We start from the raw sequence: 22,864 nt of genomic DNA, 5'->3' as shown, positions 1-22,864 counted from the left end.
GCGCTGCGAGCTAAGAGCACGCCTCGCCAAAGACTATCGGACTCCAAAGGCAGCCCAAAGTTGATGAAACGAGCGCGGTGAATGAAACCGGCTCGTTCTAAGGTCTTTCCACCAAATCCTGGAGATTTTTGGTGGGTGCGCACAGGATTGAACTGTGGACCCGCTGATTAAGAGTCAGCTGCTCTACCAACTGAGCTACGCACCCACTCGGCCGGTAAAAAACCGGCGTTGGCGGGCATATAGCCGCCGCCATCCGCCATGTCCAGCCCCGTGGGATTCATTTCCCGACAAATCGCCGAAGTGCCGAGGTCGTCAAACAAAAAGCCTGCCTTCAGCCACCTTCACCGCATGGCCGCCGATGCGGGCGGCGGCCAGTTTGCCGCCGTCGACATTCAGTTCGAGGCGAATGCGCGAAGGCCGGCCCATCTCCAGCCCCTGCTCGATCCACAGTTGTGAAACGCCGTCTGTCGGGCCGTCGAAATGCATGATCGCGCCGGCGAACGCGGCCGCCGCTGATCCGGTCGCCGGGTCTTCGTAGGACGGATTGCCGGGCACCATCATGCGGACGTGGAAGGCACTGTCATGGTGCACCGTCTCGCGGCAATAGACATAGGGGCTGGCGAAGGCCCATTCGCTCTTGCGTGGTGCCAACTCCGACCACGCCTGGTTGTCCAGCCTGATCCGGGCGGCCGCCTCCAGATTGGCGACGGGGATGGTCACGTAGGGCACTCCAGCCGACCAGAACGAAACGCGGTGGTTCTCGAAGCCGATCTCGTGCGGCCCAAGGCCAAGGGCCGCGCCGATCGCCTCGGGAGCGGCCGACAATTCCAGCTGCGCCGGCAGTTTCGCCAGGTCGAACTCGGCAAAGGTCGAACCATCGTGCTTGCTGACAGCGCAGCGCACCGGGCCGATATTCTCCTCGAGCACGAAGATGCCGGCGGCCTCTCCCGCCATTTCGGCGAGCGCTATCGCCGAGCCGACGGTCGGGTGGCCGGCGAACGGCATTTCATAGTCGGGTGTGAAGATACGGATGCGGGCCCGATGCTTGGGATTATCAGGCGGCAGCACGAAGACGGTTTCGGACAGGTTGAACTCGCGCGCCACCGCCTGCATCGCAGCAAGGTCCAGCCCGTCGCTGTCGAGCACCACGGCCAGCGGATTGCCCGCCAGCCGGTTGGTGGTGAATACGTCGTAAAGTAAGTAATTCCGCGGCTGCATCTCAGTAAGTCCTCTGCCTCATTCCCAACATGGGCGAAATTTAATTTGAATTTCGAACCATAAGGCCTGATTTGTGCACTGATGGGAAATCACTGAACATAGGGGGCCGGCGTGGACCAGATTGTCAATCTGCCAAAGACGGAATCCGCTTCCGCCATCGAGACGGCGCTCGGGCTCGACCACCAGGGCCTGAAGACAAAACGCCGTCGCGGTTGGTTTTACGCGCTGCTTGCGCTACTCGCAGTGGCCGCGGGTGTCGTCGGCTACCCCTGGTATGCGGGCTCGCCCGCCAAGATCGAGTATACCACGACACTGGCCGCCATGACCGACCTTACCGTCGCGGTTTCGGCTACCGGCACGCTGCAGCCCCTCACCCAGGTCGATATTTCCAGCGAACTCTCCGGCGTCGTCCGCTCGGTTTCGGTCAACGAGAACCAGCTGGTGAAGAAGGGCGATGTGCTGGCTGCGCTCGACACCGCAAAGCTGGAGGTGCAGATCGAGCGCGCCCAGGCCTCCGCCAAGGCAGCGGCGGCGAGCGTCGAGGACGCCACTGTGACCCTGGCCGAAAACGAAAAGGCGCTGGTGCGCGCGGCACAACTGACCAAGCGCGGCATGGCGACGGACCAGTCGCTCGAAGCGGCAACCGCCACGCGCGACCGCTCGAAGGCGGCGCTCGATATTGCCAAAGCCAACCTCGCCATGGCCAGTGCCGATCTCAAGGCGCAGCAGACGGATCTTGCCAAGAGCACCATCTACGCTCCGATCGACGGCATCATACTGACGCGCTCGGTCGATCCCGGCCAGACGGTCGCCTCTTCGCTGCAGGCGCCAGTCCTGTTCGTCATCGCCGCCGATCTGAAGAACATGGAGTTGAAGGCGGCGGTCGACGAGGCCGATATCGGCGCCGTCAAACCCGGCCAGCATGCGCGCTTCACCGTCGATGCCTTTCCGGAACGGCCGTTCGACGCCGAAATCCGCGACATCTCCTATGCCTCGGTCACCACCGACGGCGTCGTCACTTACGATGCAAGGCTGGATGTCGACAACAGCGAACTTCTGTTGCGGCCCGGCATGACAGCCACCGTCTCGGTCGTCACCAAGCAGGCCAGGAACGTGCTCACCGTGCCGTCGATCGCCTTCCGCTACCGGCCGGCCCAGACGGCGGAGCGCGGCTGGAGCCTCACCGACCTGTTCACCGGCCGCATGGGACGTCCCGGCGGCAACCGCCAGCACCCGGCGGCGACGAAGCCCACCGACGGCTCGCGCACGCTCTACGTGCTGGAGAATGGGCGGCCGCATCCGGTCAACGTCAGGGTCGGCTCGACAGACGGCGAACTGACCGAGATCGTCTCCGGCCTGGAGGAAGGCGCACAAGTCATTACCGCCTCGCAGCAGCGGAGTTGATCGTGGCATCGGTCGCGACCACGCTCATAGGCTTCGACAAGGTCTGGAAAAGCTATGGCCAGGGCGAAGCCCGGGTGCATGCGCTGGCCGGCGTCGACCTCGCAATCAGACGCGGCGAATTCGTCGCCATCATGGGCCCATCCGGTTCCGGCAAATCGACGGCCATGAACATCATTGGCTGCCTCGACACGCCGACCGCTGGGACTTACAGCTTCGAAGGCATCGACGCCGGCCGTCTCGACCGCAACCGCCGTGCTCAGCTGCGCAATCTCTATGTGGGCTTCGTCTTCCAGGGCTATAATCTCTTGCCGCGCACTACGGCGGCGGAGAATGTCGAACTGCCGCTGATCTACCGCGGCGTAGGTGCCCGCGAGCGCCGCGGCCTTGCCATGCAGGCACTTGCCGAGGTCGGCCTTGTCGGCCGCGAGCATCATACGCCAGCCGAGCTGTCCGGCGGCCAGCAGCAGCGCGTGGCGATCGCCCGCGCCATCGTCACCAGGCCGACGCTGCTCGTTGCCGACGAGCCGACCGGCAATCTCGACACCGCCCGCACGCACGAGATCATGGAGCTCCTGACGCAGCTGAACAGCGAGCTCGGCCTGACCATCGCCATGGTCACGCACGAAGCCGATGTTGCCGGCTATGCCCAGCGCACGATCCGTTTCCTCGATGGCCATGTCGCCTCGGATACCGCCAATCTCGAGATGGCCTAGCCATGATCTGGGAAACCGTCCGCCTCTCGCTCCGCTCCATCCGCCGCAACGTGCTGCGCTCGTTCTTGACGCTGCTCGGCATCGTCATCGGCGTTGCCGCCGTCATCGCCATGCTGACCATCGGCTCGGGCACCACCGAGAAGGTCAAGTCCGATATTTCCAAGCTTGGTAGCAACCTGCTCGTCATTCGTTCCGGCCGTCCGGCGGGGCCTGGCGGACCTGGAGGGCTCGATCAGGTCGTCCGACCGCTGAGCGACAGAGATCTTGCAGCGCTTGTCGCGCACCTGGACGGCGCGCGCGCCATCTCACCGGCGTCGCAAAAGCAGGTGCGCGTCATTTTCGGCACCGAAAGCCTGACCTCGGGCGTTACCGGCACCGACAGCGCCTATCTCGAGGCTCGCGACTGGAAGCTGGTTTCGGGCCGCCCGTTCAGCGATTCGGAAACCCGCTCGGGGACCGGCGTCTGCCTCATCGGCGAGACGGTGCGCCAGCAGTTCTTCGGCGCCGGTGACCCCGAAGGCGAGATCATCCGCGTCAACCGCACCTCCTGCAAGATCATCGGCTTGCTCGAACCGAAGGGCTATACCGGCTTCGGCCAGGACCAGGACAATGTCGTGCTGATGCCGCTCGCCGCCTATCAGCGTCGCATTGCCGGCAATCGCGACATCGAATCGGTCTATGTCGCCGCCGACGACCGTACGCCAACCACGGTGCTGCAGCAGAGGTCGAGGACATCTTGCGCGACACACGCCGCATCACGCCCGACCGAGACGATGATTTCTCGATCCGCGACATGACCCAGATCGCCGATGCCATGGCCAGCGCCACCACCACCATGACTGGCATGCTCGGCGCCGTCGCCGGCGTCAGCCTGCTCGTCGGCGGCATCGGCATTATGAATATCATGCTGGTGTCGGTAACCGAGCGCACGCGCGAGATCGGCATCAGGCTCGCCATCGGCGCCCACGAAAAGCACATCCTCATCCAGTTCCTGGTCGAGGCGACGGTGCTGTCGCTGCTTGGCGGCATCATCGGCATCCTGATCGGCCTGGCATTGGCCGGCCTCGCCTCGCTGACGCTGACGATCCCGTTTGCGCCAAGCCCGGCGGTCATCCTGCTTGCGGTCGGCTTTTCCGCGCTGATCGGCATGGTGTTCGGCTTCTTCCCGGCGCTGCGCGGCGCACGGCTCAACCCCATCGACGCGCTGAGGCATGAATAGAGCGTTGCAGCAAATGTCGCCTCGCGACGCTGCCAATTTTATAAGCAACCTGCCCTTGTCGCAGCACAATCTGCAATGATAACAATGCTGTTGGGGACTAAGGGGGAACAATGGATGAGCAAGAGAGGGCGACTGGCTCTGGCGATGGTGATCGTCGAAGCCGCATTGGCAGGGCTTTGGTGGAATTTGATCCGTTATGGAATGGATAATCCCGATCGCGTCACAGCTGACTTCCAGCAGGTAATTGGGCAGACGATGGGAACGGCCATGGGGGCACTCCTGGGTCTCGGCGTGCTGCTGTATTTTGTCGCTGCCCGCAGCGACCGCAAGGCTATTGAAGGCAGGTCGCGACGTTAGAGTCGGAATCCTTGCGCGAAGTGCCATTCGATCAGCGGTCTCATATGCGGCATCAATCCGTCCGGCAGGTCGGCTGCATTGCGGATGATCACAGGACCTTCGATTTCAGGCTCTGACTCGGCCGCGACGAAAGCGCGGATCCGCTGTGCCAGGTCGTCGGCGGAGGCCGTCTCGCGGTAGCGGCGAAAGATCACCGTGCCGCTTGCCGTCGACAGGGCGTAGTGGCGCCTGCCGCGTGTCGCGCCTGATAGGTCGAGGCCGGTTTCCTCCCGTACCTCGCGGATCATGTTGAATTCGACGTCGACAAGGCCGTCGCGGAAATCGGTTGGCTCGAACGAGCCGGCGGCGAAGTAGATGCGCCCGGCATTGACCGTATGCGGCGCCATGCGGATCGCCACCAGCGCATTGTCGCCAGCGACCAGCAAGGCGTGCGCGTAGGCATGTTCAGCGCCAGGCACCTGTCTATTGCTGCGCCAAAGCATGAAGGTCGAATACCGCACCGCATGGCAGCGGCCGACGAGGCGATTGTCGCGGTAGCTGAGTGCGGAAAGCAGCACAACAGTGCCGTCGAAAAGCGCCGGCTTGGATGCGGTCTCACGCCGCCAGTTCGCCGCGATCGCCTCGGCATTATCGCGCTCGAACGGATGCAGGCCAGGATCGAGCCTGACGTCGATGGCATCGACCGGCAGGATGATATTGCGCGGCAGGTCGAAACTCACGCCTGTCTCACGCCATGTCGAGGGCAATTGCTACCGGGCAATGGTCGGATGCCTTCGGCCGGTCCCACCCGGCGCGTGGGAAGCGCTCGACCTCCTGGCCTGCCGGAAATATGGTGCGCCAAGGCTGCCCGTTACGGATGATATCGGGAACGGCGGTGGCGTTCTGCCTGGCTAGCGCCCTCGACAAAAGGATGTAGTCGAGTTGGCAGAGATGCCGCTCTTCCGGTCCGCGCGTGTGATAGAAAGTCCAGCGGTCCATTTCCGGCCGCCGCTCGACCGCGTTTTCGCAAAAACCGCCGGCAGTGAGCACGTCGATGCAGGACCGGGTCTCGTCGATCACCTCGAAGCGATAGCCGTCGAAAACATCGCCAGTGATCTTCACGCGCTGCCGGTAGTCGTTCATGTCGCCGCAGATTGCCCAGCGCTTGTCGGCGGCATGGTCCTTGCCGAAGCGCTCCTCGATGATCCGGCGCACCGCCTGCGCCTCGGCGATGCGCAGCGGCATTGTCGCCTCGCGGCCGTCGAGGCCGTTACGGGGCGAGCCCATCGACTTGAAATGCACGAGATAGAGCGTCAACGGCGCGCCAGCCACGGTCAGATCGATTTCCAGGCAGTCGCGCCGGAAGATGCGCTCATTGGCCTGATGTCCAAGTGCTGCCAATTCCGCCGTGTGCAGCCCGAATTGCTCGAACGTGACATAGGCGTAGCTGGTCATGCGCACGAATTCGATCGGCTGGCCCTGCGCGGTCTCGTTGCGCATCATCACGGCGACGTCGATGCCGCGCGAATCATTGCCGGCGGTGGTGTATTTCTGCCGGTAGCCTTGCCCCACCATCTTGAACAGATAGCCATATTCGAATGCCCTCAGCGCCTCGATATTGTCGACCTCCTGCATGCAGATGATGTCGGCGCGGGTGGCCGCGATCGCCAGCGCCGTCAACTGCCGCGTGTCGTCGGACTGCGCGATGGCCCGCGCCTGCTCGAGCATCTTGTATTCGGCCTCGCTCTGAATGTCGAAAAGCGCCAGCGTGCGATCTTCGTTGAGCTGATTGCGGTATCCGGAATAATCAAACCTGTTCATCAGGTTTTCGACGTTGAAAGTGGCAAGGCGCAGCGACATGGCTTTGACCTTTGCCCGCAAGCGCGCCCGAAAACAAGGGCGCAGAAATCAGGCGGCTCTGCTTGATCGCGCGCTCGCTATGGCTGACGGAACCTTTTTGTTCATCTTCCGTTCAGATGGAAAGTTCCATCAATAGGCCCTTCCCCGGGGTATTCTGGGCGTGGGGCCTGAATCTTCGGAGAGTGCGATGAAACCGCTCTTTTTATCTTCTGTCAGATCCGGGCTGATGGCCCTCGGTCTGATCACCGGCCTCTCGTCCCCCTCGCTTGCCGGGCCAATACCCAAACCTCTGCTGCCGGTGGCGGGCAATGCTGCCGACATCGTGCAAATTCGTGAAGATTGGGCAGGCGGCAATGACAGGCAGATCTGGCGTTGGCGCAATCGCGGCTTTCGGCAATGGCACGGCGGCGACGATTGGAGATGGCGGTCCCACAATTTCCGCGGCCGTCATTTTTCGAGACACTGGGATAATGGCGGCTGGGACGACAGCTGGCGCTGGCGCCACCATCGCCGCCATTACCGCGGCGGCTACTATGATGATGGTGCGGGTGCCGCGATTCTTGGCTTGGGCCTGGGGCTCGGCCTTGGCAGCCTGTACAACAGCTACAACTACTACGACGCGCCGCCACCGCGCCGCTATTATCGCGCAGGGCGGCTTTCCAGTGCACATGTCCAATGGTGTTACAATCGCTACCGGTCGTACCGCGCCTGGGACAATACCTTCCAGCCCTATTACGGGCCGCGCCAGCAATGCTACTCGCCCTATAGGTAAGCAGGCCGACAACAAGCATCGTTCGGCGCCGTGCTTCGCGGCGCCTTTTTCTTCCAGCCAGGAACCGCGAACATCTCCCAGTCCCGACTGCTGATAACGCTATTTTTATCAGGCAGGTCTAATAATCCTCCCGATCAGAACGCCCGAGACGCGAAAAATGGCTGGATTGCGTGCGATGGCCGAGGACGAACAGAGGGACAAACGCCGGCAGCGCGTCTTGAAGGGCGCAACGATCCTGACCGGCATGACCAATTCCGAGGTCACATGCACGCTGCGCAACATGCATGCCGGCGGCGCCGAATTGAAGGTCTCGATCGACGCGCGCGTGCCCGATGAGTTCCTGCTCTATGTTCCGACCGACGGCATCGCCTACAAGGCCGTGGTCCGCTGGCGCCGCGAGGACCGCATCGGCGTGATGTTCACCGGCACCCAGCCAAAGCCCAGTTGGCATTACGGCTGATATCTACCGGCGCTATCCGGGTGGCAGGACTTGCAGTGTCTGCTCGTCAAACAGCGGCTCATCCTGGCCGACGCGAACGAATAGCAGCTTTCGCAGTTCGGGTGATTGCACCTCGAAATACTGAATGCCGTCCGGGGCTTCGCCCCATTCGCCGCAAGGCGGTTCGCCGACCTCGTCAGGGTTGGCGACGGTCTTCAATTCCTCACGATAGGCGGCATCGGGACTGAAAACATACCGGAGGATGCGCGCGGGCGTCGCCCCTTCGGTGTAAGGCATGAGCACGCAACGTGTGCTGATGGCTTTCTCGGTCTTCTGCGTAAAAATGCGCCGCAACGCAGCATCGGCGGCCTCGCCAGGCAGCATATCGAAGACTTCGACGACGGGATCGGCCGAACCGCCATCGCTGTATTTGATGGCAAGAGCATTGCCGCCAAGCTCGAAATGAATCCGGCGAAAACCGAAATCGCAGCGCTGTACCCAGGCAGCCAGCCCGACATCCCTGTCCGCCAACCGTTCCCAACTGCATTTGTCGACGGGCGGACGCGACGGCGTGCTTTGGTCGGCACGAGCCCCCGGGGCCATGGCCACAAGGACCGACAGGGTGCAGATGCAGGCCGGCAGTCTCTTGTTATTCATCGCTGCAACCCGTCAAGCTAAAGGCGTCCCAGGCCGAACCGTCGGGATTGGCTTTGGCGAAATCGGACCATTCGGTAAAAATCGCGCCGAAGTCAGGCAACAGCAACCCTGCCGGTGCCGGCGAAGTTTCGCGGGAACTCAGCTGCTCGGCACCGCCTGCACTGAACGCATAGACCTGCCCGTCCCACACTCTGCACAGTCCGGTGCCGTCCTCAAGACCCGCCTCGCGATCGTTGTCGGTGCAGGTGTGCCGGATCGTACCCACAGGAAACGAGTACTTGCCATTGGTCCAGGTGATGTCCGACGGCAGACGAAGGTCGGTGTTGGGCACGATCAGCGAAAAGACCTCGGTCGTCAGCGCAGCCGGCTCGTTGTCTGTGGGCCGGAACTGTATCGTCGCTCCCGAACGCGGCTCGCGATAGGTCGCATGGCTGAGCGAACATTCTGTTGCGTTCGCTGTTTGCGACAGGCTCAGCATGCTCAGAAAAACAGCTGCTGCCTTGCGGATGATCATTTAAGTCCCTGGAGCAGCATCATTGTGAAGTCTAAGCATCAATGCTTTAGCATGGCCCGATGTCATGGTCGAAAGAAAGAATCGATGATCCGAAATCTCTTGATGCTCATTTCGATCTCAACATTTTCGTGCGGCAGCGCCTTTGCCACGGAACCCTATGTCGGCACATGGTCCCGGGACAGATCGAACTGCACCGCCGTTGCGGATGTTCAACGCCAGACTGTCTACACATTGTACCGCGACGCGCTGTCGGTCCCTGCTCTCGGCTGTGAACACGCAATGTTTCTCAAGACACCCACGGGTTGGGTGGCGCGGGCCAGCCAATGCTACGGATCCGACCCGTCGGCGGAAGAGCCGTTCTCCCGTGTCATCCATATTGTGGTCGACGGGGCGACGGTGAGATTGACATGGCCTGGCTTCGACAGCGGAGTTCTTGTCAGGTGCTGAAGGCAAGTGCCCTTCCTCTGGATCTACAGCGTCGAGGACGGCAGCTTCAGCCTTAGATCACCCCCACAAGCAGCGCGGCTCCACCTATGAAGCCAACTGCGCAGACCCACAGAAGCCAAAGCCCACTCACCCTGCATTCGAGAACCGCGGCAGCCGGATTGGCGGGATCGTAGTGGACCTTGACCTTGTCGCCCTCGAGGTAGCGCCGTGATTGACCGCTGACGAGGCTCGGCAGCGAAGCCGTCACGTTTGCGCCGAAAGCGATGCGATCGGCGGCGTAGCGCTGGCCGGCGACGCTATAGCTGTAGACGATGCGGGATTTGAAGACTGTTCGCCAGGGCCGATAGCCGCCTCCGGACCTGTCGCGGGTCTCAAATTTCTGCAGGCCCGAGGCGTCGATGCGTCCTGCCGTGATGGGCCATTTCGCCGCCTGTTCCGCTAGTGACTTCTGGGCGAAGCCCATGCGCAGGACAAACAATCCCATGAACAGCAGCAGGGCCGCGGCGCCGAGGTTCTGCGGCTTGGGCAAAAACGGCCGGATCGCTTCCAGGGCGCCGCCGACGGAGAAGACCAATACCAGCGCGCCAACCACCAGCCCAGCCGAAAGCTGGACCATGAATTTGAAGGAACCTTCGGGCATGGTGCGTTCGATCACGGCCTTGGCTGGATCGGCCGGGTTGTAGAAGACGGTTACGCCAGCCCCGTTTGGAAATTTCGCAAGGGTTTCCGTCACGGCAAAGTTTCCAAGGTTCTCCTGCACGCTGTAGTGCGAACTGCGAAACTTCTTGCCGTTCACCTTGTATTCGAAGGTGATCGCCGGGAAGTTGCGCATCTCGGTCGACCCTCTGCTGTCCGAACCGGATCCCGAACTGGTCACCTCGCGAGCCTCGACACGCGACGAGACGATCTTTCCCGGCGTCGGAGACCAGCGGCTGACCGCCCTCACCTCCCACCACTTCAGGAACGTGACGAGGGAGAGCATGCCGGCAACCGCGCAGGCAAACCCGACCAACAGAAATTTGAGTTCCAAGTCTCAGCCCCCTTTGGCACTTCTGTGCCATGCCCCGCACAGGCATACCACGGTGATGAGGATAATGCGCCTGTCCACAAGCGTGGGAACCACACAATCTTTATGCGAAAAAGGCCGGCGGATCGCTCCGCCGGCCTTTCTTGATCGGCAATGAAATTGCGATAGTTCTTGGCCTTGTCGACCAGCTCGTTCTTGGAAATCCCCCGCGCGCCCGCAGGGCGAAGCCTGAGGACGCGCAACGAAACGAATGTGGATTTCCTTCAGTTCTTGGCCTTGTCGACCAGCTTGTTCTTGGAAATCCACGGCATCATCGCGCGCAGCTTGGCGCCGACTTCCTCGATCTGGTGGCTGTCATTGTTGCGGCGGATGCCCTTGAAGCGCGACATGCCGGCGCGGTATTCCTGCATCCATTCCGAGGTGAACTTGCCGGTCTGGATATCCTTCAGAACGCGCTTCATCTCGGCCTTGGTCTCGGCGGTGATGATGCGCGGGCCCGAGACGTATTCGCCCCATTCGGCGGTGTTCGAGATCGAGTAGTTCATGTTGGCGATGCCGCCTTCGTAGATCAGGTCGACGATCAATTTGACCTCGTGCAGGCACTCGAAATAGGCCATTTCCGGCGCGTAGCCGGCTTCCACCAGTGTCTCGAAGCCGGCGCGGATCAATTCGACCAGACCGCCGCACAGCACAACCTGCTCGCCGAACAGGTCGGTCTCGCACTCCTCGCGGAAATTGGTCTCGATAATGCCCGAACGGCCGCCGCCAACGCCGCAGGCGTAGGAGAGCGCCAGGTCGAGCGCATTGCCCGAAGCATCCTGGTTGACCGCGACCAGGCACGGCACGCCGCCGCCCTTCTGGTATTCGCCGCGCACCGTATGGCCGGGCCCCTTCGGCGCGATCATCACGACGTCGACCGAGGCTTTAGGCTCGATCAGGCCAAAATGAACGTTGAGGCCGTGGGCAAAGGCGATCGCTGCGCCATCGCGGATGTTCGGCGCGATCTCGGATTTGTAGATGTCGGCCTGCAGCTCGTCGGGCGTGGCCATCATCATCAGGTCGGCCCACTTGGCGGCATCGGCCACGCTCATCACCTTGAGCCCGTCGGCCTCGACCTTCTTGGCGGTCGCCGAGCCGGCCTTGAGGCCGATGGCGATGTCCTTGACGCCGGAATCCTTGAGGTTGAGCGCATGCGCCCTGCCCTGGCTGCCATAGCCGATGATGGCGACCTTCTTGCCCTTGATCAGGTTGAGATCGGCATCGCGATCGTAATAGACACGCATTTTTCTTCCTTCCCGTTTTGAATTCAGAGGCCTCGCGGCCCGGTTTTTGCCCTGTAAAGAGCGAGAAACTGCTGCGTCGCTCGGACGGCATCGCCGCCGATCGCCGCATCAGTCAATTCCAGCCGGTCGCCAAGCAGCAGGCGGATCTGCACGTCACGGGCGACCAGCCCGAAAAAGGTGCGGAACGCCGTCTCAGCATCGGAAAACTCGAGGAAACCAGCTTCCTTGCCTGCCTCGAGCACCGGCTTAAGGCGCCTGGCCAGTGCGAAGCGGCCGTTCTCCAGCACGATGGCGCCGAGATCGTCTTTCCCCGAACTAGCCTGGCCGACCGCCACCCGGTTCAGCGCGATCGAGGTGTCGCTCGAAATTACCTTGAGCCAGTCCGAAGCGAAGCGTTCGAGGCTCGCCGTCAGCGAAGCAAGGTCGAGCCCCTTGCGATCAACCGGCACTACCCGCACCTTGGACGCCTGCCATTGCACCGTTGCCGTCAACAGCCCGTCGCGATCGCCGAACCATTTGTAGAGCGTCTCCTTAGAGCAGCTCGCCCGCCGCGCCACGGCGGTCATGGTCAACTGATCGCCCTCTTCGACCAGCAGGCGAAGGGCAGCGTCGAGCACGGCTTTCTGCCGCTCCGTCAGCGTCTCGCTGGCGTCGATGTCGGTCACAGCGTGCAACACGGTCTTTCTCTCAGGAGGCGAACTCGCCCGCAGTTCACATAGGAGCTCGATAGCGTACCGTACGTTACGGTTCGGCTTTATGGCGTATTGCCCGACCCGGCGCAAGTCTTTATTTCTGTAGCTTGCTCCATGCTGGGCATCACGGGAGACGCGGATCATGCTCGCCGGATTGCTTGCCTTGACCGTTACCGCAGTGTTCGCAGGCGCGGCTATCTACGTCAGCGTCGCCGAACAGCCGGCGCGGCTTCGCCTCGAGGACAAAGCATTGCTGCAGGAATGGCAGCCTTCCTACAAGCGCGGCGCCGCCATGCAGGCCTCGATCGCCGTCATCGCCTGTATTCTAGGCCTCGTCGCGTGGTGGCTGACAGACAATTTCGCTTATCTGGCCGGCGCCGTGCTGATCATCCTGCCTTGGCCATGGACGCTGCTGGTGATGATGCCGGCAAATAGGTTGCTGGAGGCGATGGACGCGAACACCATCAATCCTGAAGCTCGGACATTGATCGTCAAATGGGGCAATCTGCATATGGTCCGCGTCGGGCTTGGCGTTCTGGCGACATTGGCATTCCTCTGGGGCAGTGCCTGACCTCGCAAATCGGCGCATCTTCGCCATGAAGGCGTGTCACTCCAGGGCGGGCGGAACTCGCAGGCGCCCAAGCAGAGCTGACAGCGCATCGAGCTCATCATTGGAAAGCCGGGAGCCGACCAACTCCGCGATCGAGCGGCCGTAGACAGCCCACATGCGGCGACGCGTCTCGCGCCCCTTGTCGGTGACACGGACGGTTTGCCCGCGGCCGTCATCGGCAACGGGAAGCTTCTCGACCAGCCCGTCGGCTTCCAGCCGCGCCAGCAGCCGGGAGATGTTATACTGCGCAAACAGGGTGCGCTCGGTGAGTTGGAACGGCCGCAATCCGCCCTCGCCCGCCTCGGCAAGCTCATGCAGGACGTCGTACCACGCAAGCGGCGGCAGGCCACTGTCCTTCAGCGCGTCCTCGGCTCGTTCCAACAACTGGCGCGAAACCCGCATCAGGCGGGCCCAGGCTTTGATTGCTGGAGGTGTAGGAATCCCGGTCATGATTGCATCATAGGGGATAGATGCAATTGCATCAAGCTTGACGATCGATGCAAATGCATCTATATAGATGCAGTCGCATCAATCGTGAGAGGCAAATTCCGATGAAGTATGAAATCTGCAGGATCGCCGACGTTCCGGAAACAGGCAGCCTGATCGCTCCGTTCTTCGGCCGCGAGGTCCATGTCTACCGCAGCGGCGAGCGTATCCGCGCTGCCGCCAACGTCTGCCTGCATTTCGGTGGCCCGCTCGACTGCAAGGACGGCAAGCTCATCTGCCAGTGGCACGGCGCCTCGTTCGACATGGCGAACGGTGATCGCCTCGAAGGCCCGGCGCCGAAGGGCTCCCGCCTGATGTTCCTCTCCACCCGCGTCCAGGACGGCGCCTTGAACTATGTCTGGGGAGAGTGAGATGACCGGTAAGCTCATCCTCGTCAGCCACCATCTTTGTCCCTATGTGCAGCGCGCGGCGATTTCACTTCGCGAAAAGGGCGTGCCGTTCGAACGCATCACGGTCGATCTCGCCAACAAGCCTGCCTGGTTCAAGGCGATATCACCGCTCGGCAAGGTGCCGCTGCTTCGCGTTGAGCATGACGGCCAGGAAACGGTGATCTTCGAATCGGCGGTCATCCTCGAATTCCTCGAGGAAACCCAGCCCAATCCACTGCATCCCACCGACCCCTATGCCCGTGCCCGGCATCGCGCCTGGATCGAGTTCGGCTCGGCAATCCTCAATGCCATCGGCCGCTTCTATTCAGCGCCTACGGAAGCCGCGCTGCTCGCTGAAAGCGAGACGCTATCGGCAATGTTCGATCGCCTGGAAGTGGAACGGGCCAATGGCGCGGCTGGGCCATGCTTCGACGGCGAGCGCTTTTCACTGGTCGACGCGGTCTACGGCCCGATTTTCCGCTATTTCGACGTCTTCGACCGGATCGGCGATTTCGGCATCCTGGACGGAAAGCCGCATGTCCAGGTATGGCGCGAGGCGTTGCGCATACGCCCATCCGTGAAGGGCGCGGTCGCTCCCGACTATCCGCAACGCCTCCATGCATTCTTGCAGGCTAAGGGTTCGCACCTTTCCGAAATCACCCGCCAAGGCGATCCGGCCATAGCGCTTCCGCAAGCCCTATCGGCTTGAATGGATTGATCACCGTTCCTGTAACCATGGAAGCAAGAAACTGCGGCGCCGGCGGGACTTTTGCCAGCGTCGCCACCAGCCTGTCGCGGACGAACGGCATCACAATCGAATCCGACTGATAAAACGGCGTCAGCACCAGCGACAGCGCCTGGAAGACCCGCACATGCCATCACCGCGTCCGGACATAGGCCTCCAGTGCAGTATCGACACGGTCCGTTCCTATGAGTGCGTAGTTGAGCGCGGCTGCATCGAGCAGCGCCATGTTCGCGCCCTGGCCGAGCTGCGGGCTCGTTGAATGGGCCGCATCGCCGATAACAGCCAATCGCCGTCCGGCTGGCGTCTTCATCGTGTGATGGCCATAGCGCGCCAGCGAAAGCTGCTCGAAACTGTCGATCTGGTCGATGAAGGCCGCGCATTCAGGCCACAGCCCGACCAATCTCGCCTTCCATGCCTCGAGACCTGCCGCCCAGACGTACTCGGCATCCGCCGGCTTGAGGCTCCAGAAGAATGCCGCCATCTTCTGGGCATCCGGCTCGGGCCGGCCGATTGGCAGCACGCCGATCATCACGCTTGCCCTGTCGTAGCGCTGCAGCAGCGCGTGCTCGTCGAAACCCTCGCCGCGCCAGCCAAGCGATGCCCAGAAAGCGCCATAGGCGAGCGATCGCGGTTCGCCCGGATTGTTCACGCACCGCCGCAGTTTGGAGCGTGAACCGCTGGCATCCACTACCAGGTCGAACGACCCCATCCGTCGTCCGTTGCCGCAGATCAATGTTGCCCGTTCGCCGGTTTCCAGCGTCTCAAGCTCGATACCTGTCTCGATGTGGATCGCTTGGCGCCGGGCGGCGCGGAAAAGCACGCCGAACAGAGCCGCGCGATGTACCGCCAGCCCGAAACGGCCGCCACGCCAGGCATCGTAGCGGACGTCGAGCACTGTGCGGCCGGTCTTGGCATCTGCACCATGCAGGCGGTCTATGCGGCAGCCCAGCGCCAGAATGTCTTCGAGCAGGCCGAGATCGGCAAGCACCGTCAGCCCGGTCGGCTGCAGGATCAGCCCGGACCCGACCGGTTTTGGCTGGTCGAAGCGCTCGAAGATCGTGACCCTATGTCCGGCGCGCTTGAGATAGAGCGCGGCGGCAAGTCCAGCCGGCCCGGCGCCGGCAATCGCGATGTCCAGAGAATTGCCCATCTGCCCGCCCAACCCAGGCCGGACAATCCTTCAGCGCTGTCGCTAAATCAAGCCGCCGTCTCGGCCTGGAGGCTCAGCCTTCGGCAGCATCGAAAACCTTCCGCGCCTCGCGTACAGCGCTGTGATTGAGCTCGGCCCATTGGATCAGCTGATGCAAGGGTCCAAACATCGAGCGCCCGAGATCGGTGAGGCTGTATTCGACGCTCGGCGGTTTGGTCGGAAACACTTGGCGATGGACATAGCCGTCGCGCTGAAGATCGTGCAACGTCTGGGTGAGCATGCGCTGCGAAATATCGGGCACGAGGCGCCGCAACTCGCCGAAGCGGTACGGCTTCTCGGCCAAGGCTTCCATCAGCAGCGAACTCCATTTGTTGCTGATCCCCTGGATCACGTCGCGAACCGGACAATCCGCAAGGTTTCCGCCACCGCTGCCTGCTTTGTAGATCTCGAGCTTCGATCTCAGATTGACGATCTTGCCGTCCATGGCTGGTTCCCTGGGTGTGCCTACCTCCCGCAAAACTGCCTTCTTTACGAGGATGGGTCAATTCCTATTTTAGTGCTGGTCTCTTTTTGAGACTAACATATGCACCCGCCGCTCCGGCGCAACGTCAGGACCCTTCATGACCGACACCCTTCTTGTCACCGGCGCCTCCGGCCAGCTTGGCCGCGGCGTCATCAATCATCTGCTTGACACGCTCAAGATCTCCCCTCAGCGCATCATCGCCGCCACCCGCAATCCGGAAAATCTGGCCGATCTGGCAGCGCGCGGCGTCACTCTCAGGGCGGCCGACTTCGACGACACCGCATCGTTGGCCAGTGCATTTACCGGCGCCGACAGAGTTCTGATCATTTCGACAAACGAGCTTGCCCTTCCGGGCAAGCGCCTGAAGCAACATGAGACCGCGGTCGTGGCCGCAAAAAGCGCCGGCGTTTCGCATCTGCTCTACACATCGATGCCCAATCCGGAGCCAGGATCGCCGGTGCTGTTTGCGCCCGATCACCACGGCACCGAGCAGGCGATCAAGGCGAGCGGCATTCCCTACACCATCTTCCGCAACGGCTGGTACCAGGAGAACCTGTTCATGGCGCTGCCGCACGCCATCGCCTCGGGGCAGTGGTACACATCCGCCGGAGACGGCCGTATTGCCCATGGCGCGCGCGACGATATGGCCGCGGCAATCGCCGCCGGTCTCGCATCGGGGGCAACCGAAAGCACGACATACACGCTGACGGGTCCGCAGGCCTATACGGTCGCTGAAATCGCGGCCCTCGTCACCGAAGTTACCGGCAAGCCGATCGAGGTCGTCCAGCTTTCGGACGAAGCGCTCACCGGGGGATTGAAGGCAGCCGGCGTTCCCGAAGGTTTCGCCCCGGTCATCGTTTCCTTCGACACCAACACCCGCTCCGGCCGCATCAGCATGGTGACCGACGCGGTCGAGACGCTGTCCGGCAGGAAGCCGCGGCCGCTGAAGCAATTTCTTGAGGCAAACAAGGCGGCTCTGGTGAGCTGAGCCTGACAAATGGTCGTGCCCTTCGAAGGGCACGACCATTTGTTCAAATAGCCACCTGCGTCCCGATCTCGACGACGCGTCCGGTCGGTATCTGGAAATATTCCGTTGCATCGGCCGCCGAGCGCGCCAGCCCGATGAACAGCTTGTCCTGCCAGACCGGCATGCCGGAATTGGGCGATGCCTTGAGCGAGCGCCGCGACAGGAAGAAGGATGTCGTCATGATGTCGAACTTCCAGCCCTGCTTGCGGCAGATCGCCAGCGCACGCGGGATGTTGGGCTGCTCCATGTAGCCGAAGGTCAGCGTCACCCGCATGAACAGCTCGTTGACCGTTTCCATCTTCACCCGCTCGCTGTCGGGCACGACCGGCTGCGGCGCCGTCACCACCGAAAGGATGACGTTCTGCTCGTGCAGCACCTTGTAGTGCTTCAGGCTGTGCATCAGTGCCGTCGGCGCGCTCAGCGGATCGCTGGTCAGGAACACCGCGGTCCCCGACACCAGATGCGGCTTCTTCTTCAGCAGATTGCCGGCAAGGAAATCCAGCGGGATCTCGTTTCGCCGCGTCTTGTCGAACAAATAGCGGCTGCCGCGGATCCATGTCCACATAGTCATCACGATAACTGCGGCGATGGCAAGCGATGCCCAGCCACCTTCAAACACCTTGACTATGTTGGCAGCAAAGAAGCCGGTATCGACGAAGGCGAACACGGCCATCAAGGCGATCGCGACGCCAAGCGGCCATTTCCAGATGCGCGTCATCACAACAAAAAGCAGCACATTCGTCACCAGCATGTTGCCGGTCACCGAAATACCGTAGGCCGAGGCCAGGCGGCTGGATTCGCCGAAGCCGACCACCAGCAACATCACGACCAGCGCCAGCATCAGGTTGATGCGCGGCAGATAGATCTGGCCCGACTGTTTTTCCGACGTGTGCTGGATGACGAAACGCGGCAGCATGTTGAGCTGCACCGCCTGCCTGGTCAGCGAGAAAGCGCCGGAGATCACCGCCTGGCTGGCGATGACGGTCGCCGCCGTCGCCAGCACGACCATCGGAATAAGCGTCCAGCCCTGGTTCATCTCAAAGAAGGGATGGCCGACAACGCCGCCATTTGCCAGCACGAAGGCGCCTTGCCCGACATAGTTGAGCAATAGACAAGGGAACACGATTGCCAGCCAGGCGAGGACGATCGGCTTGCGGCCGAAATGGCCGAGATCGGCATAGAGCGCCTCGGCGCCGGTGACGGCGAGGAAGACCGCACCAACCGTGACGAAGGCGACGTCGGGCGAGTTGACCAGGAACGACACGATGTAATGCGGGCTGATCGCCAGCAGGATTTCCGGATCGGCGATGATGTGGTTAATGCCGGAAAGGCCGATGGCCAGGAACCATAGCGCCGTGACTGGCCCGAACACCAATCCTACGCCGCCGGTGCCGAACCGCTGTACCGCAAACAGGATCGCCAGGATGGCCAGTGTCAGCGGCACCACATAGGGCTGAAATGTCGGCGTGACGACATTCATGCCTTCGACCGCTGATAGGACCGAGATCGCCGGCGTAATGACCGCGTCGCCGAAAAAAAGCGCCGCGCCGACGATGCCGATGCCGAGGATCACCGCCGAGCGCGTCGGAAAACTGTTGCGCGCCAGCGCCATCAGCGACAGCACCCCGCCTTCGCCTCGATTGTCGGCACGGAGCACGAACATGATGTATTTGATGGTGACGGTGATCGTCAGCGACCAGATGATCAGCGAGAGTACGCCCAGGATGTCGCCACGGTTGGCGACATTGCCACCGGCTGATGCATGCAACGCCTCTCGGAATGCATAGATCGGGCTGGTCCCGATGTCGCCGTAAACCACGCCGAGCGCGCCCAGCATCAGCACCTTGGTGCTGTGCTGCTCGACCGCAGAATGGCTGGATTGTTCGACAGGTTCTGCCTCGTTACCAGCATTGGTAAGGGCCATGGACGACACTCCGATAAGCGCGCGGTGCTCTACGCTTGCTGCGCTGCAATATCAAGTGCCGTCACGTAATGGCTCCGTCCCGATATTGCGAGTCCTCCACGACTTGGCAGACCCAGTCCCATCGGCAGACTACCTGGAATGTCGCAACGGACACGTTTTAAATAGCCACCTGCGTCCCGATCTCGACGACGCGTCCGGTCGGGATCTGGAAATATTCCGTTGCATCGGCCGCCGAGCGCGCCAGCCCGATGAACAGCTTGTCCTGCCAGACCGGCATGCCGGAATTGGGCGATGCCTTGAGCGAGCGCCGCGACAGGAAGAAGGATGTCGTCATGATGTCGAACTTCCAGCCCTGCTTGCGGCAGATCGCCAGCGCACGCGGGATGTTGGGCTGCTCCATGTAGCCGAAGGTCAGCGTCACCCGCATGAACAGCTCGTTGACGGTCTCCATCTTCACCCGCTCGCTGTCGGGCACGACCGGCTGCGGCGCCGTCACCACCGAAAGGATGACGTTCTGCTCGTGCAGCACCTTGTAGTGCTTGAGGCTGTGCATCAGTGCCGTCGGCGCGCTCAGCGGATCGCTGGTCAGGAACACCGCGGTGCCCGACACCAGATGCGGCTTCTTCTTCAGCAGATTGCCGGCGAGGAAATCCAGCGGGATCTCGTTCCGGCGGGTCTTGTCGAACAAATAGCGGGTGCCGCGGATCCATGTGGACATGATCAGCCCCATGCCGCAGGCGACCGTGATCGACACCCACCCGCCTTCGAGGATCTTGACGACGTTTGCGAGGAAAAATCCGGTATCGATCGTGCCGAACAGCAGTGTGAGCGCGGCTGCCAGTGCAAGCTGCCATTTCCACCGGAACCGCATCACCACGAACAGCAGGATGGTTGTCATCAGCATTTCGCCAGTCACCGAAATGCCATAGGCGGAAGCTAGCGAACTCGAACTGCCAAAGCCGACCACCAGCAACATCACGCCCAGCGCGACCACGAGATTGACCCGCGGCATGTAGATCTGGCCGGACTGCATCTCGGAAGTGTGCTGCACCTCGATACGTGGCAGCAGATTGAGCTGCACCGCCTGACGGGTCAGTGAGAAAGCGCCGGAGATCACCGCCTGACTGGCGATCACCGTCGCTGCCGTGGCCAGCCCAACCATGGGCATTAGCGCCCAATCCGGCAGCATCTGGAAGAATGGATTGGTGGGTTTGCCGCCGTTGGCAAGAACGAACGCGCCTTGTCCGAAATAGTTGAGGAGCAAACAAGGAAACACGACAGCAAACCATGCCAACACGATCGGCCTGCGCCCGAAATGGCCGAGATCGACATAGAGGGCTTCGGCCCCGGTGACCGCCAGGAACACCGCCCCGACCGTGACGAAAGCGCCGGTGGGCGTATTGGCCAGATAAGCGACTGCGTAATAGGGATTGACCGCCAGCAGGACCGACGGATCGTCAAGCAGATGGTAGACCCCGGCGGCGCCGATGGCCAGGAACCACGCTGCCGTCACCGGCCCGAACACGGCCGCCACCCTGCCGGTGCCGAACCGTTGCACGGCAAAGAGCATTGCCAGGATGACAAGAGTGATCGGAACGACAAAGGTTTCGAGCGTCGGAGCCATCACTTCCAGGCCCTCGACAGCCGAAAGCACGGAGATGGCGGGCGTTATTATCGCGTCGCCGAAAAAAAGCGCCGCGCCGCAGAGTCCGATCCCCAGAATGAACGGGGCTCCCTTTGGATAAGCACTACGCGCAAGCGACATCAGCGACAGCGTGCCGCCCTCGCCCTTGTTGTCGGCTCTGAGGACGAAAGCGACGTACTTTATCGTGACGATGATCGTCAGCGCCCAGACGATAAGCGACAGTACGCCGAGGACGTCGTTGCGCGCGACCGGTCCCGACGACGCGTGCAGTGCTTCCCGAAATGCGTAAATTGGGCTGGTGCCGATATCGCCGTAAACCACGCCCAACGCGCCCAGCATCAGCACCTTGGTGCTGTGCTGCTCGACGGTGGAGTGGCTGGATTGCTCGATGGGTTCTGCCTCGCTACCAGCGTTGGCAAGGGCCATGGACGACACTCCCATAGACGTTCGGTGCTCTATGCCGCGGGGATGGAAAGGGCGCGCTGCCATGCCGGGGACGCAGGGCTATCGGCTCGCCTCTCTCTACCAGCCACAAGCCTTCAGAAACCGCCTGACCGTTCCAGCCATGCCATACTCCAACGCATCGGCTGTCAACCCATGCCCGATCGACACTTCGGCCAATGCCGGGATGCGCCTGGCCAGTGCCGGCAAATTGCTCACCACAAGGTCGTGCCCGGCATTGACCTGGAGCCCTGCGGCCAGTGCGGCATCCGCCGTCTTTCCCAATTTCTCCAATTCCTTCGCCGCTTTTGCCGAATCGGAATGATAGCTGCCGTACGGACCCGTATAGAGTTCGATCCGGTCGGCGCCGGTGTCGCGAGCGGCTTTCACGCCATCGGGGTCAGGATCGGAAAACAGCGACACGCGAAAGCCTCCCTTCTTCAGGCGCTTGACAACCGGTGTCAGGAACGCAGCCTCGGCGGCGAAGTTCCAGCCATGATCGGAAGTCGCTTGCGCCGGGTCGTCGGGCACCAGCGTCACCTGCTCGGGCTGATGCTTTTCCACAAGCGCCAGGAACTCCGCGGTCGGATAGCCCTCGATGTTGAATTCCGCATTCGGGAACTCGTCGTCGATCAGCGCCCTGATCTCAGGCAGGTCGGAATGCCTGGTGTGCCGCTCGTCGGGTCGCGGGTGCACCGTCAGCCCGTGCGCGCCGGCGGCAAGGGCAATGCGTCCAAGCCCGGTCACGCTTGGCCACGGCAGGTCCCGCCGGTTGCGCAGCATGGCGATGGCGTTGAGGTTGACGGAAAGCTTTGCAGGCATTTGCACGGTTCCAGGCTGATCTCGGCGCGCATCTATACCGCCTTTAAGCGGAACAGACAGAGGGTTTCAGGTGTTCCAAGGTGAACGAAGAAAATCGAGCGCAAGGAGTTCCCTGTTGAATTTTCTCGATGCCGTGCCGGCGATCCGCCGCATCGATACCGATCGCGAAGACCTCCTCGCCATCGATGTCGTCGGCCATGTCGCAGCGGCCGACGCCGAAAACCTGTTCGGATTGCTGGAAGCGGCCTACGCGCTGCACTCGAAAATCGACGTGCTGGTGCACCTGATCGATCATGAGGGTGTCGACTGGACCGACGTATCGGACGAGACGATCGAACAGGGCATAGCTCATGCAGTGGAGCATATCGGCCGCTGCGCCGCGGTCGGTGAGCCGAACTGGATAGCCGAGGCAAGAGCCTTTCTGCCTGCCTCTGTGCCTATCGAACTCCGGCATTTCGAGGCCAAGGACGAGGCCGCCGCTTGGGAATGGCTTGGCGCCAACCCGATCACCCAGCGCTGAT

The 22,864-nt window shown here is 62.0% G+C and carries 24 protein-coding genes, 1 tRNA gene and 2 pseudogenes; 12 read left to right on the top strand and 15 right to left on the bottom strand.

The window, feature by feature from the left end:
* Nucleotides 1-129: 129 nt before the first annotated feature.
* A tRNA-Lys gene (locus NKJ12_RS15455) sits at nucleotides 130-205 on the bottom strand.
* Nucleotides 206-312: 107 nt separating this feature from the next.
* A complete protein-coding gene (locus tag NKJ12_RS15450) occupies nucleotides 313-1,218 on the bottom strand; it encodes a PhzF family phenazine biosynthesis protein (protein ID WP_352703610.1) in 906 nt (301 codons plus the stop codon).
* A 111-nt stretch (nucleotides 1,219-1,329) separates the two neighbouring features.
* Between NKJ12_RS15450 and NKJ12_RS15445 the strand changes: the two genes are divergently transcribed.
* The 4 genes and pseudogenes from NKJ12_RS15445 (at nucleotide 1,330) to NKJ12_RS15430 (ending at nucleotide 4,911) form a co-directional block, all read left to right on the top strand.
* Entirely contained in the window at nucleotides 1,330-2,622 is a 1,293-nt protein-coding gene (locus tag NKJ12_RS15445) for an efflux RND transporter periplasmic adaptor subunit (protein WP_352703608.1), read from the top strand.
* A 2-nt stretch (nucleotides 2,623-2,624) separates the two neighbouring features.
* Nucleotides 2,625-3,335, top strand: a complete 711-nt coding sequence (locus tag NKJ12_RS15440; RefSeq protein WP_352509647.1) for an ABC transporter ATP-binding protein — start codon at nucleotides 2,625-2,627, stop codon at nucleotides 3,333-3,335.
* A 2-nt stretch (nucleotides 3,336-3,337) separates the two neighbouring features.
* Nucleotides 3,338-4,554, top strand: a pseudogene (locus tag NKJ12_RS15435) (ABC transporter permease).
* Between the two features lie 114 nt (nucleotides 4,555-4,668).
* Nucleotides 4,669-4,911, top strand: coding sequence for a hypothetical protein (locus NKJ12_RS15430; protein ID WP_352477528.1), 243 nt, complete (start codon nucleotides 4,669-4,671; stop codon nucleotides 4,909-4,911).
* Here the strand turns inward: NKJ12_RS15430 and NKJ12_RS15425 are convergent.
* Nucleotides 4,908-5,630 (bottom strand): hypothetical protein, encoded by a 723-nt coding sequence (locus NKJ12_RS15425; protein WP_352703606.1) that lies wholly within the window; start codon nucleotides 5,628-5,630, stop codon nucleotides 4,908-4,910. The genes NKJ12_RS15430 and NKJ12_RS15425 overlap by 4 nt on opposite strands.
* A 7-nt stretch (nucleotides 5,631-5,637) precedes the next feature.
* A complete protein-coding gene (locus NKJ12_RS15420; RefSeq protein WP_352509641.1) occupies nucleotides 5,638-6,750 on the bottom strand; it encodes an endonuclease/exonuclease/phosphatase family protein in 1,113 nt (370 codons plus the stop codon).
* Here NKJ12_RS15420 and NKJ12_RS15415 point away from each other — a divergent pair.
* The 3 genes from NKJ12_RS15415 (at nucleotide 6,749) to NKJ12_RS15405 (ending at nucleotide 7,982) form a co-directional block, all read left to right on the top strand.
* Nucleotides 6,749-6,886, top strand: a complete 138-nt coding sequence (locus tag NKJ12_RS15415; RefSeq protein ID WP_254820699.1) for a hypothetical protein — start codon at nucleotides 6,749-6,751, stop codon at nucleotides 6,884-6,886. The genes NKJ12_RS15420 and NKJ12_RS15415 overlap by 2 nt on opposite strands.
* Nucleotides 6,887-6,937: 51 nt before the next feature.
* Complete coding sequence (locus NKJ12_RS15410; RefSeq protein ID WP_352509639.1) at nucleotides 6,938-7,522, top strand: BA14K family protein; 585 nt, start codon at nucleotides 6,938-6,940, stop codon at nucleotides 7,520-7,522.
* Between the two features lie 175 nt (nucleotides 7,523-7,697).
* Complete coding sequence (locus tag NKJ12_RS15405; RefSeq protein ID WP_352691662.1) at nucleotides 7,698-7,982, top strand: PilZ domain-containing protein; 285 nt, start codon at nucleotides 7,698-7,700, stop codon at nucleotides 7,980-7,982.
* Nucleotides 7,983-7,994: 12 nt separating this feature from the next.
* Here the strand turns inward: NKJ12_RS15405 and NKJ12_RS15400 are convergent, their stop codons facing one another.
* The 5 genes from NKJ12_RS15400 to NKJ12_RS15380 all read right to left on the bottom strand — a co-directional run bounded on the left by NKJ12_RS15400 (nucleotide 7,995) and on the right by NKJ12_RS15380 (nucleotide 12,566).
* Entirely contained in the window at nucleotides 7,995-8,618 is a 624-nt protein-coding gene (locus NKJ12_RS15400; protein ID WP_352703605.1) for a hypothetical protein, read from the bottom strand.
* The gene (locus tag NKJ12_RS15395; RefSeq protein ID WP_352691643.1) at nucleotides 8,611-9,132 is read right to left on the bottom strand and encodes a hypothetical protein; all 522 of its coding nucleotides are present in this window, start codon (nucleotides 9,130-9,132) and stop codon (nucleotides 8,611-8,613) included. The genes NKJ12_RS15400 and NKJ12_RS15395 overlap by 8 nt, the downstream gene beginning before the upstream one ends.
* Nucleotides 9,133-9,631: 499 nt before the next feature.
* Nucleotides 9,632-10,609, bottom strand: coding sequence for a DUF3592 domain-containing protein (locus NKJ12_RS15390; RefSeq protein WP_352703603.1), 978 nt, complete (start codon nucleotides 10,607-10,609; stop codon nucleotides 9,632-9,634).
* A gap of 260 nt (nucleotides 10,610-10,869) precedes the next feature.
* Nucleotides 10,870-11,889 (bottom strand): ketol-acid reductoisomerase, encoded by a 1,020-nt coding sequence (gene ilvC / locus NKJ12_RS15385; RefSeq protein WP_023676662.1) that lies wholly within the window; start codon nucleotides 11,887-11,889, stop codon nucleotides 10,870-10,872.
* A 23-nt stretch (nucleotides 11,890-11,912) separates the two neighbouring features.
* Nucleotides 11,913-12,566, bottom strand: a complete 654-nt coding sequence (locus tag NKJ12_RS15380; RefSeq protein WP_352509631.1) for a TetR/AcrR family transcriptional regulator — start codon at nucleotides 12,564-12,566, stop codon at nucleotides 11,913-11,915.
* Nucleotides 12,567-12,723: 157 nt separating this feature from the next.
* Here NKJ12_RS15380 and NKJ12_RS15375 point away from each other — a divergent pair, with 157 nt between their 5' ends.
* A complete protein-coding gene (locus tag NKJ12_RS15375) occupies nucleotides 12,724-13,152 on the top strand; it encodes an anthrone oxygenase family protein (RefSeq protein WP_352703601.1) in 429 nt (142 codons plus the stop codon).
* Between the two features lie 36 nt (nucleotides 13,153-13,188).
* Here NKJ12_RS15375 and NKJ12_RS15370 read toward each other — a convergent pair whose 3' ends face one another.
* On the bottom strand, nucleotides 13,189-13,641 hold the full coding sequence (locus NKJ12_RS15370) for a MarR family winged helix-turn-helix transcriptional regulator (RefSeq protein ID WP_352509627.1): 453 nt from the start codon (nucleotides 13,639-13,641) through the stop codon (nucleotides 13,189-13,191).
* A 101-nt stretch (nucleotides 13,642-13,742) separates the two neighbouring features.
* On the opposite strand from NKJ12_RS15370, the gene NKJ12_RS15365 reads away from it, so the two are divergent.
* Nucleotides 13,743-14,048: a Rieske (2Fe-2S) protein gene (locus NKJ12_RS15365; RefSeq protein WP_352703599.1), complete on the top strand. Its 306-nt coding sequence runs from the start codon at nucleotides 13,743-13,745 to the stop codon at nucleotides 14,046-14,048.
* Between the two features lies 1 nt (nucleotide 14,049).
* The gene (locus NKJ12_RS15360) at nucleotides 14,050-14,775 is read left to right on the top strand and encodes a glutathione S-transferase family protein (protein ID WP_352703597.1); all 726 of its coding nucleotides are present in this window, start codon (nucleotides 14,050-14,052) and stop codon (nucleotides 14,773-14,775) included.
* On the opposite strand, the pseudogene NKJ12_RS15355 reads toward NKJ12_RS15360, so the two are convergent.
* Together NKJ12_RS15355 and NKJ12_RS15350 are read right to left on the bottom strand one after the other, a co-directional pair.
* A pseudogene (locus tag NKJ12_RS15355) lies at nucleotides 14,723-15,961 on the bottom strand (FAD-dependent oxidoreductase). The gene NKJ12_RS15360 and the pseudogene NKJ12_RS15355 overlap by 53 nt on opposite strands.
* Before the next feature lie 73 nt (nucleotides 15,962-16,034).
* Nucleotides 16,035-16,445, bottom strand: coding sequence for a winged helix-turn-helix transcriptional regulator (locus NKJ12_RS15350; protein WP_254820710.1), 411 nt, complete (start codon nucleotides 16,443-16,445; stop codon nucleotides 16,035-16,037).
* Between the two features lie 136 nt (nucleotides 16,446-16,581).
* Here NKJ12_RS15350 and NKJ12_RS15345 point away from each other — a divergent pair, with 136 nt between their 5' ends.
* Nucleotides 16,582-17,472 (top strand): SDR family oxidoreductase, encoded by an 891-nt coding sequence (locus tag NKJ12_RS15345; protein WP_352644603.1) that lies wholly within the window; start codon nucleotides 16,582-16,584, stop codon nucleotides 17,470-17,472.
* Between the two features lie 43 nt (nucleotides 17,473-17,515).
* Here NKJ12_RS15345 and NKJ12_RS15340 read toward each other — a convergent pair whose 3' ends face one another.
* The 3 genes from NKJ12_RS15340 to NKJ12_RS15330 form a co-directional block, all read right to left on the bottom strand.
* Nucleotides 17,516-19,435 (bottom strand): potassium transporter Kup, encoded by a 1,920-nt coding sequence (locus NKJ12_RS15340; RefSeq protein ID WP_352703595.1) that lies wholly within the window; start codon nucleotides 19,433-19,435, stop codon nucleotides 17,516-17,518.
* 157 nt (nucleotides 19,436-19,592) lie between these two features.
* The gene (locus NKJ12_RS15335; protein WP_352505658.1) at nucleotides 19,593-21,506 is read right to left on the bottom strand and encodes a potassium transporter Kup; all 1,914 of its coding nucleotides are present in this window, start codon (nucleotides 21,504-21,506) and stop codon (nucleotides 19,593-19,595) included.
* 96 nt (nucleotides 21,507-21,602) lie between these two features.
* Entirely contained in the window at nucleotides 21,603-22,343 is a 741-nt protein-coding gene (locus NKJ12_RS15330; protein ID WP_254818915.1) for a pyridoxine 5'-phosphate synthase, read from the bottom strand.
* Nucleotides 22,344-22,458: 115 nt separating this feature from the next.
* Between NKJ12_RS15330 and NKJ12_RS15325 the strand changes: the two genes are divergently transcribed.
* On the top strand, nucleotides 22,459-22,863 hold the full coding sequence (locus NKJ12_RS15325; RefSeq protein ID WP_352703593.1) for a SpoIIAA family protein: 405 nt from the start codon (nucleotides 22,459-22,461) through the stop codon (nucleotides 22,861-22,863).
* Nucleotide 22,864: the final 1 nt, after the last annotated feature.

It is taken from the genome of Mesorhizobium sp. M0195 (assembly GCF_040322115.1).
Lineage (GTDB): Bacteria > Pseudomonadota > Alphaproteobacteria > Rhizobiales > Rhizobiaceae > Mesorhizobium.
Note: the sequence above shows the minus strand (reverse complement) of the source record. Positions and strands in the feature narration are given on the sequence as shown.

Excerpts from the sequence above, each read along its gene's own strand:
- NKJ12_RS15450 (WP_352703610.1), bottom strand. The coding sequence starts at position 1,218 with ATGCAGCCGCGGAATTACTTACTTTACGACGTATTCACCACCAACCGG.
- NKJ12_RS15430 (WP_352477528.1), top strand. The coding sequence starts at position 4,669 with ATGAGCAAGAGAGGGCGACTGGCTCTGGCGATGGTGATCGTCGAAGCC.
- NKJ12_RS15415 (WP_254820699.1), top strand. The coding sequence starts at position 6,749 with ATGGCTTTGACCTTTGCCCGCAAGCGCGCCCGAAAACAAGGGCGCAGA.
- NKJ12_RS15420 (WP_352509641.1), bottom strand. The coding sequence starts at position 6,750 with ATGTCGCTGCGCCTTGCCACTTTCAACGTCGAAAACCTGATGAACAGG.
- NKJ12_RS15410 (WP_352509639.1), top strand. The coding sequence starts at position 6,938 with ATGAAACCGCTCTTTTTATCTTCTGTCAGATCCGGGCTGATGGCCCTC.
- NKJ12_RS15405 (WP_352691662.1), top strand. The coding sequence starts at position 7,698 with ATGGCCGAGGACGAACAGAGGGACAAACGCCGGCAGCGCGTCTTGAAG.
- NKJ12_RS15400 (WP_352703605.1), bottom strand. The coding sequence starts at position 8,618 with ATGAATAACAAGAGACTGCCGGCCTGCATCTGCACCCTGTCGGTCCTT.
- NKJ12_RS15395 (WP_352691643.1), bottom strand. The coding sequence starts at position 9,132 with ATGATCATCCGCAAGGCAGCAGCTGTTTTTCTGAGCATGCTGAGCCTG.
- ilvC (WP_023676662.1), bottom strand. The coding sequence starts at position 11,889 with ATGCGTGTCTATTACGATCGCGATGCCGATCTCAACCTGATCAAGGGC.
- NKJ12_RS15375 (WP_352703601.1), top strand. The coding sequence starts at position 12,724 with ATGCTCGCCGGATTGCTTGCCTTGACCGTTACCGCAGTGTTCGCAGGC.
- NKJ12_RS15370 (WP_352509627.1), bottom strand. The coding sequence starts at position 13,641 with ATGACCGGGATTCCTACACCTCCAGCAATCAAAGCCTGGGCCCGCCTG.
- NKJ12_RS15365 (WP_352703599.1), top strand. The coding sequence starts at position 13,743 with ATGAAGTATGAAATCTGCAGGATCGCCGACGTTCCGGAAACAGGCAGC.
- NKJ12_RS15360 (WP_352703597.1), top strand. The coding sequence starts at position 14,050 with ATGACCGGTAAGCTCATCCTCGTCAGCCACCATCTTTGTCCCTATGTG.
- NKJ12_RS15350 (WP_254820710.1), bottom strand. The coding sequence starts at position 16,445 with ATGGACGGCAAGATCGTCAATCTGAGATCGAAGCTCGAGATCTACAAA.
- NKJ12_RS15345 (WP_352644603.1), top strand. The coding sequence starts at position 16,582 with ATGACCGACACCCTTCTTGTCACCGGCGCCTCCGGCCAGCTTGGCCGC.
- NKJ12_RS15340 (WP_352703595.1), bottom strand. The coding sequence starts at position 19,435 with ATGGCCCTTACCAATGCTGGTAACGAGGCAGAACCTGTCGAACAATCC.
- NKJ12_RS15335 (WP_352505658.1), bottom strand. The coding sequence starts at position 21,506 with ATGGCCCTTGCCAACGCTGGTAGCGAGGCAGAACCCATCGAGCAATCC.
- NKJ12_RS15330 (WP_254818915.1), bottom strand. The coding sequence starts at position 22,343 with ATGCCTGCAAAGCTTTCCGTCAACCTCAACGCCATCGCCATGCTGCGC.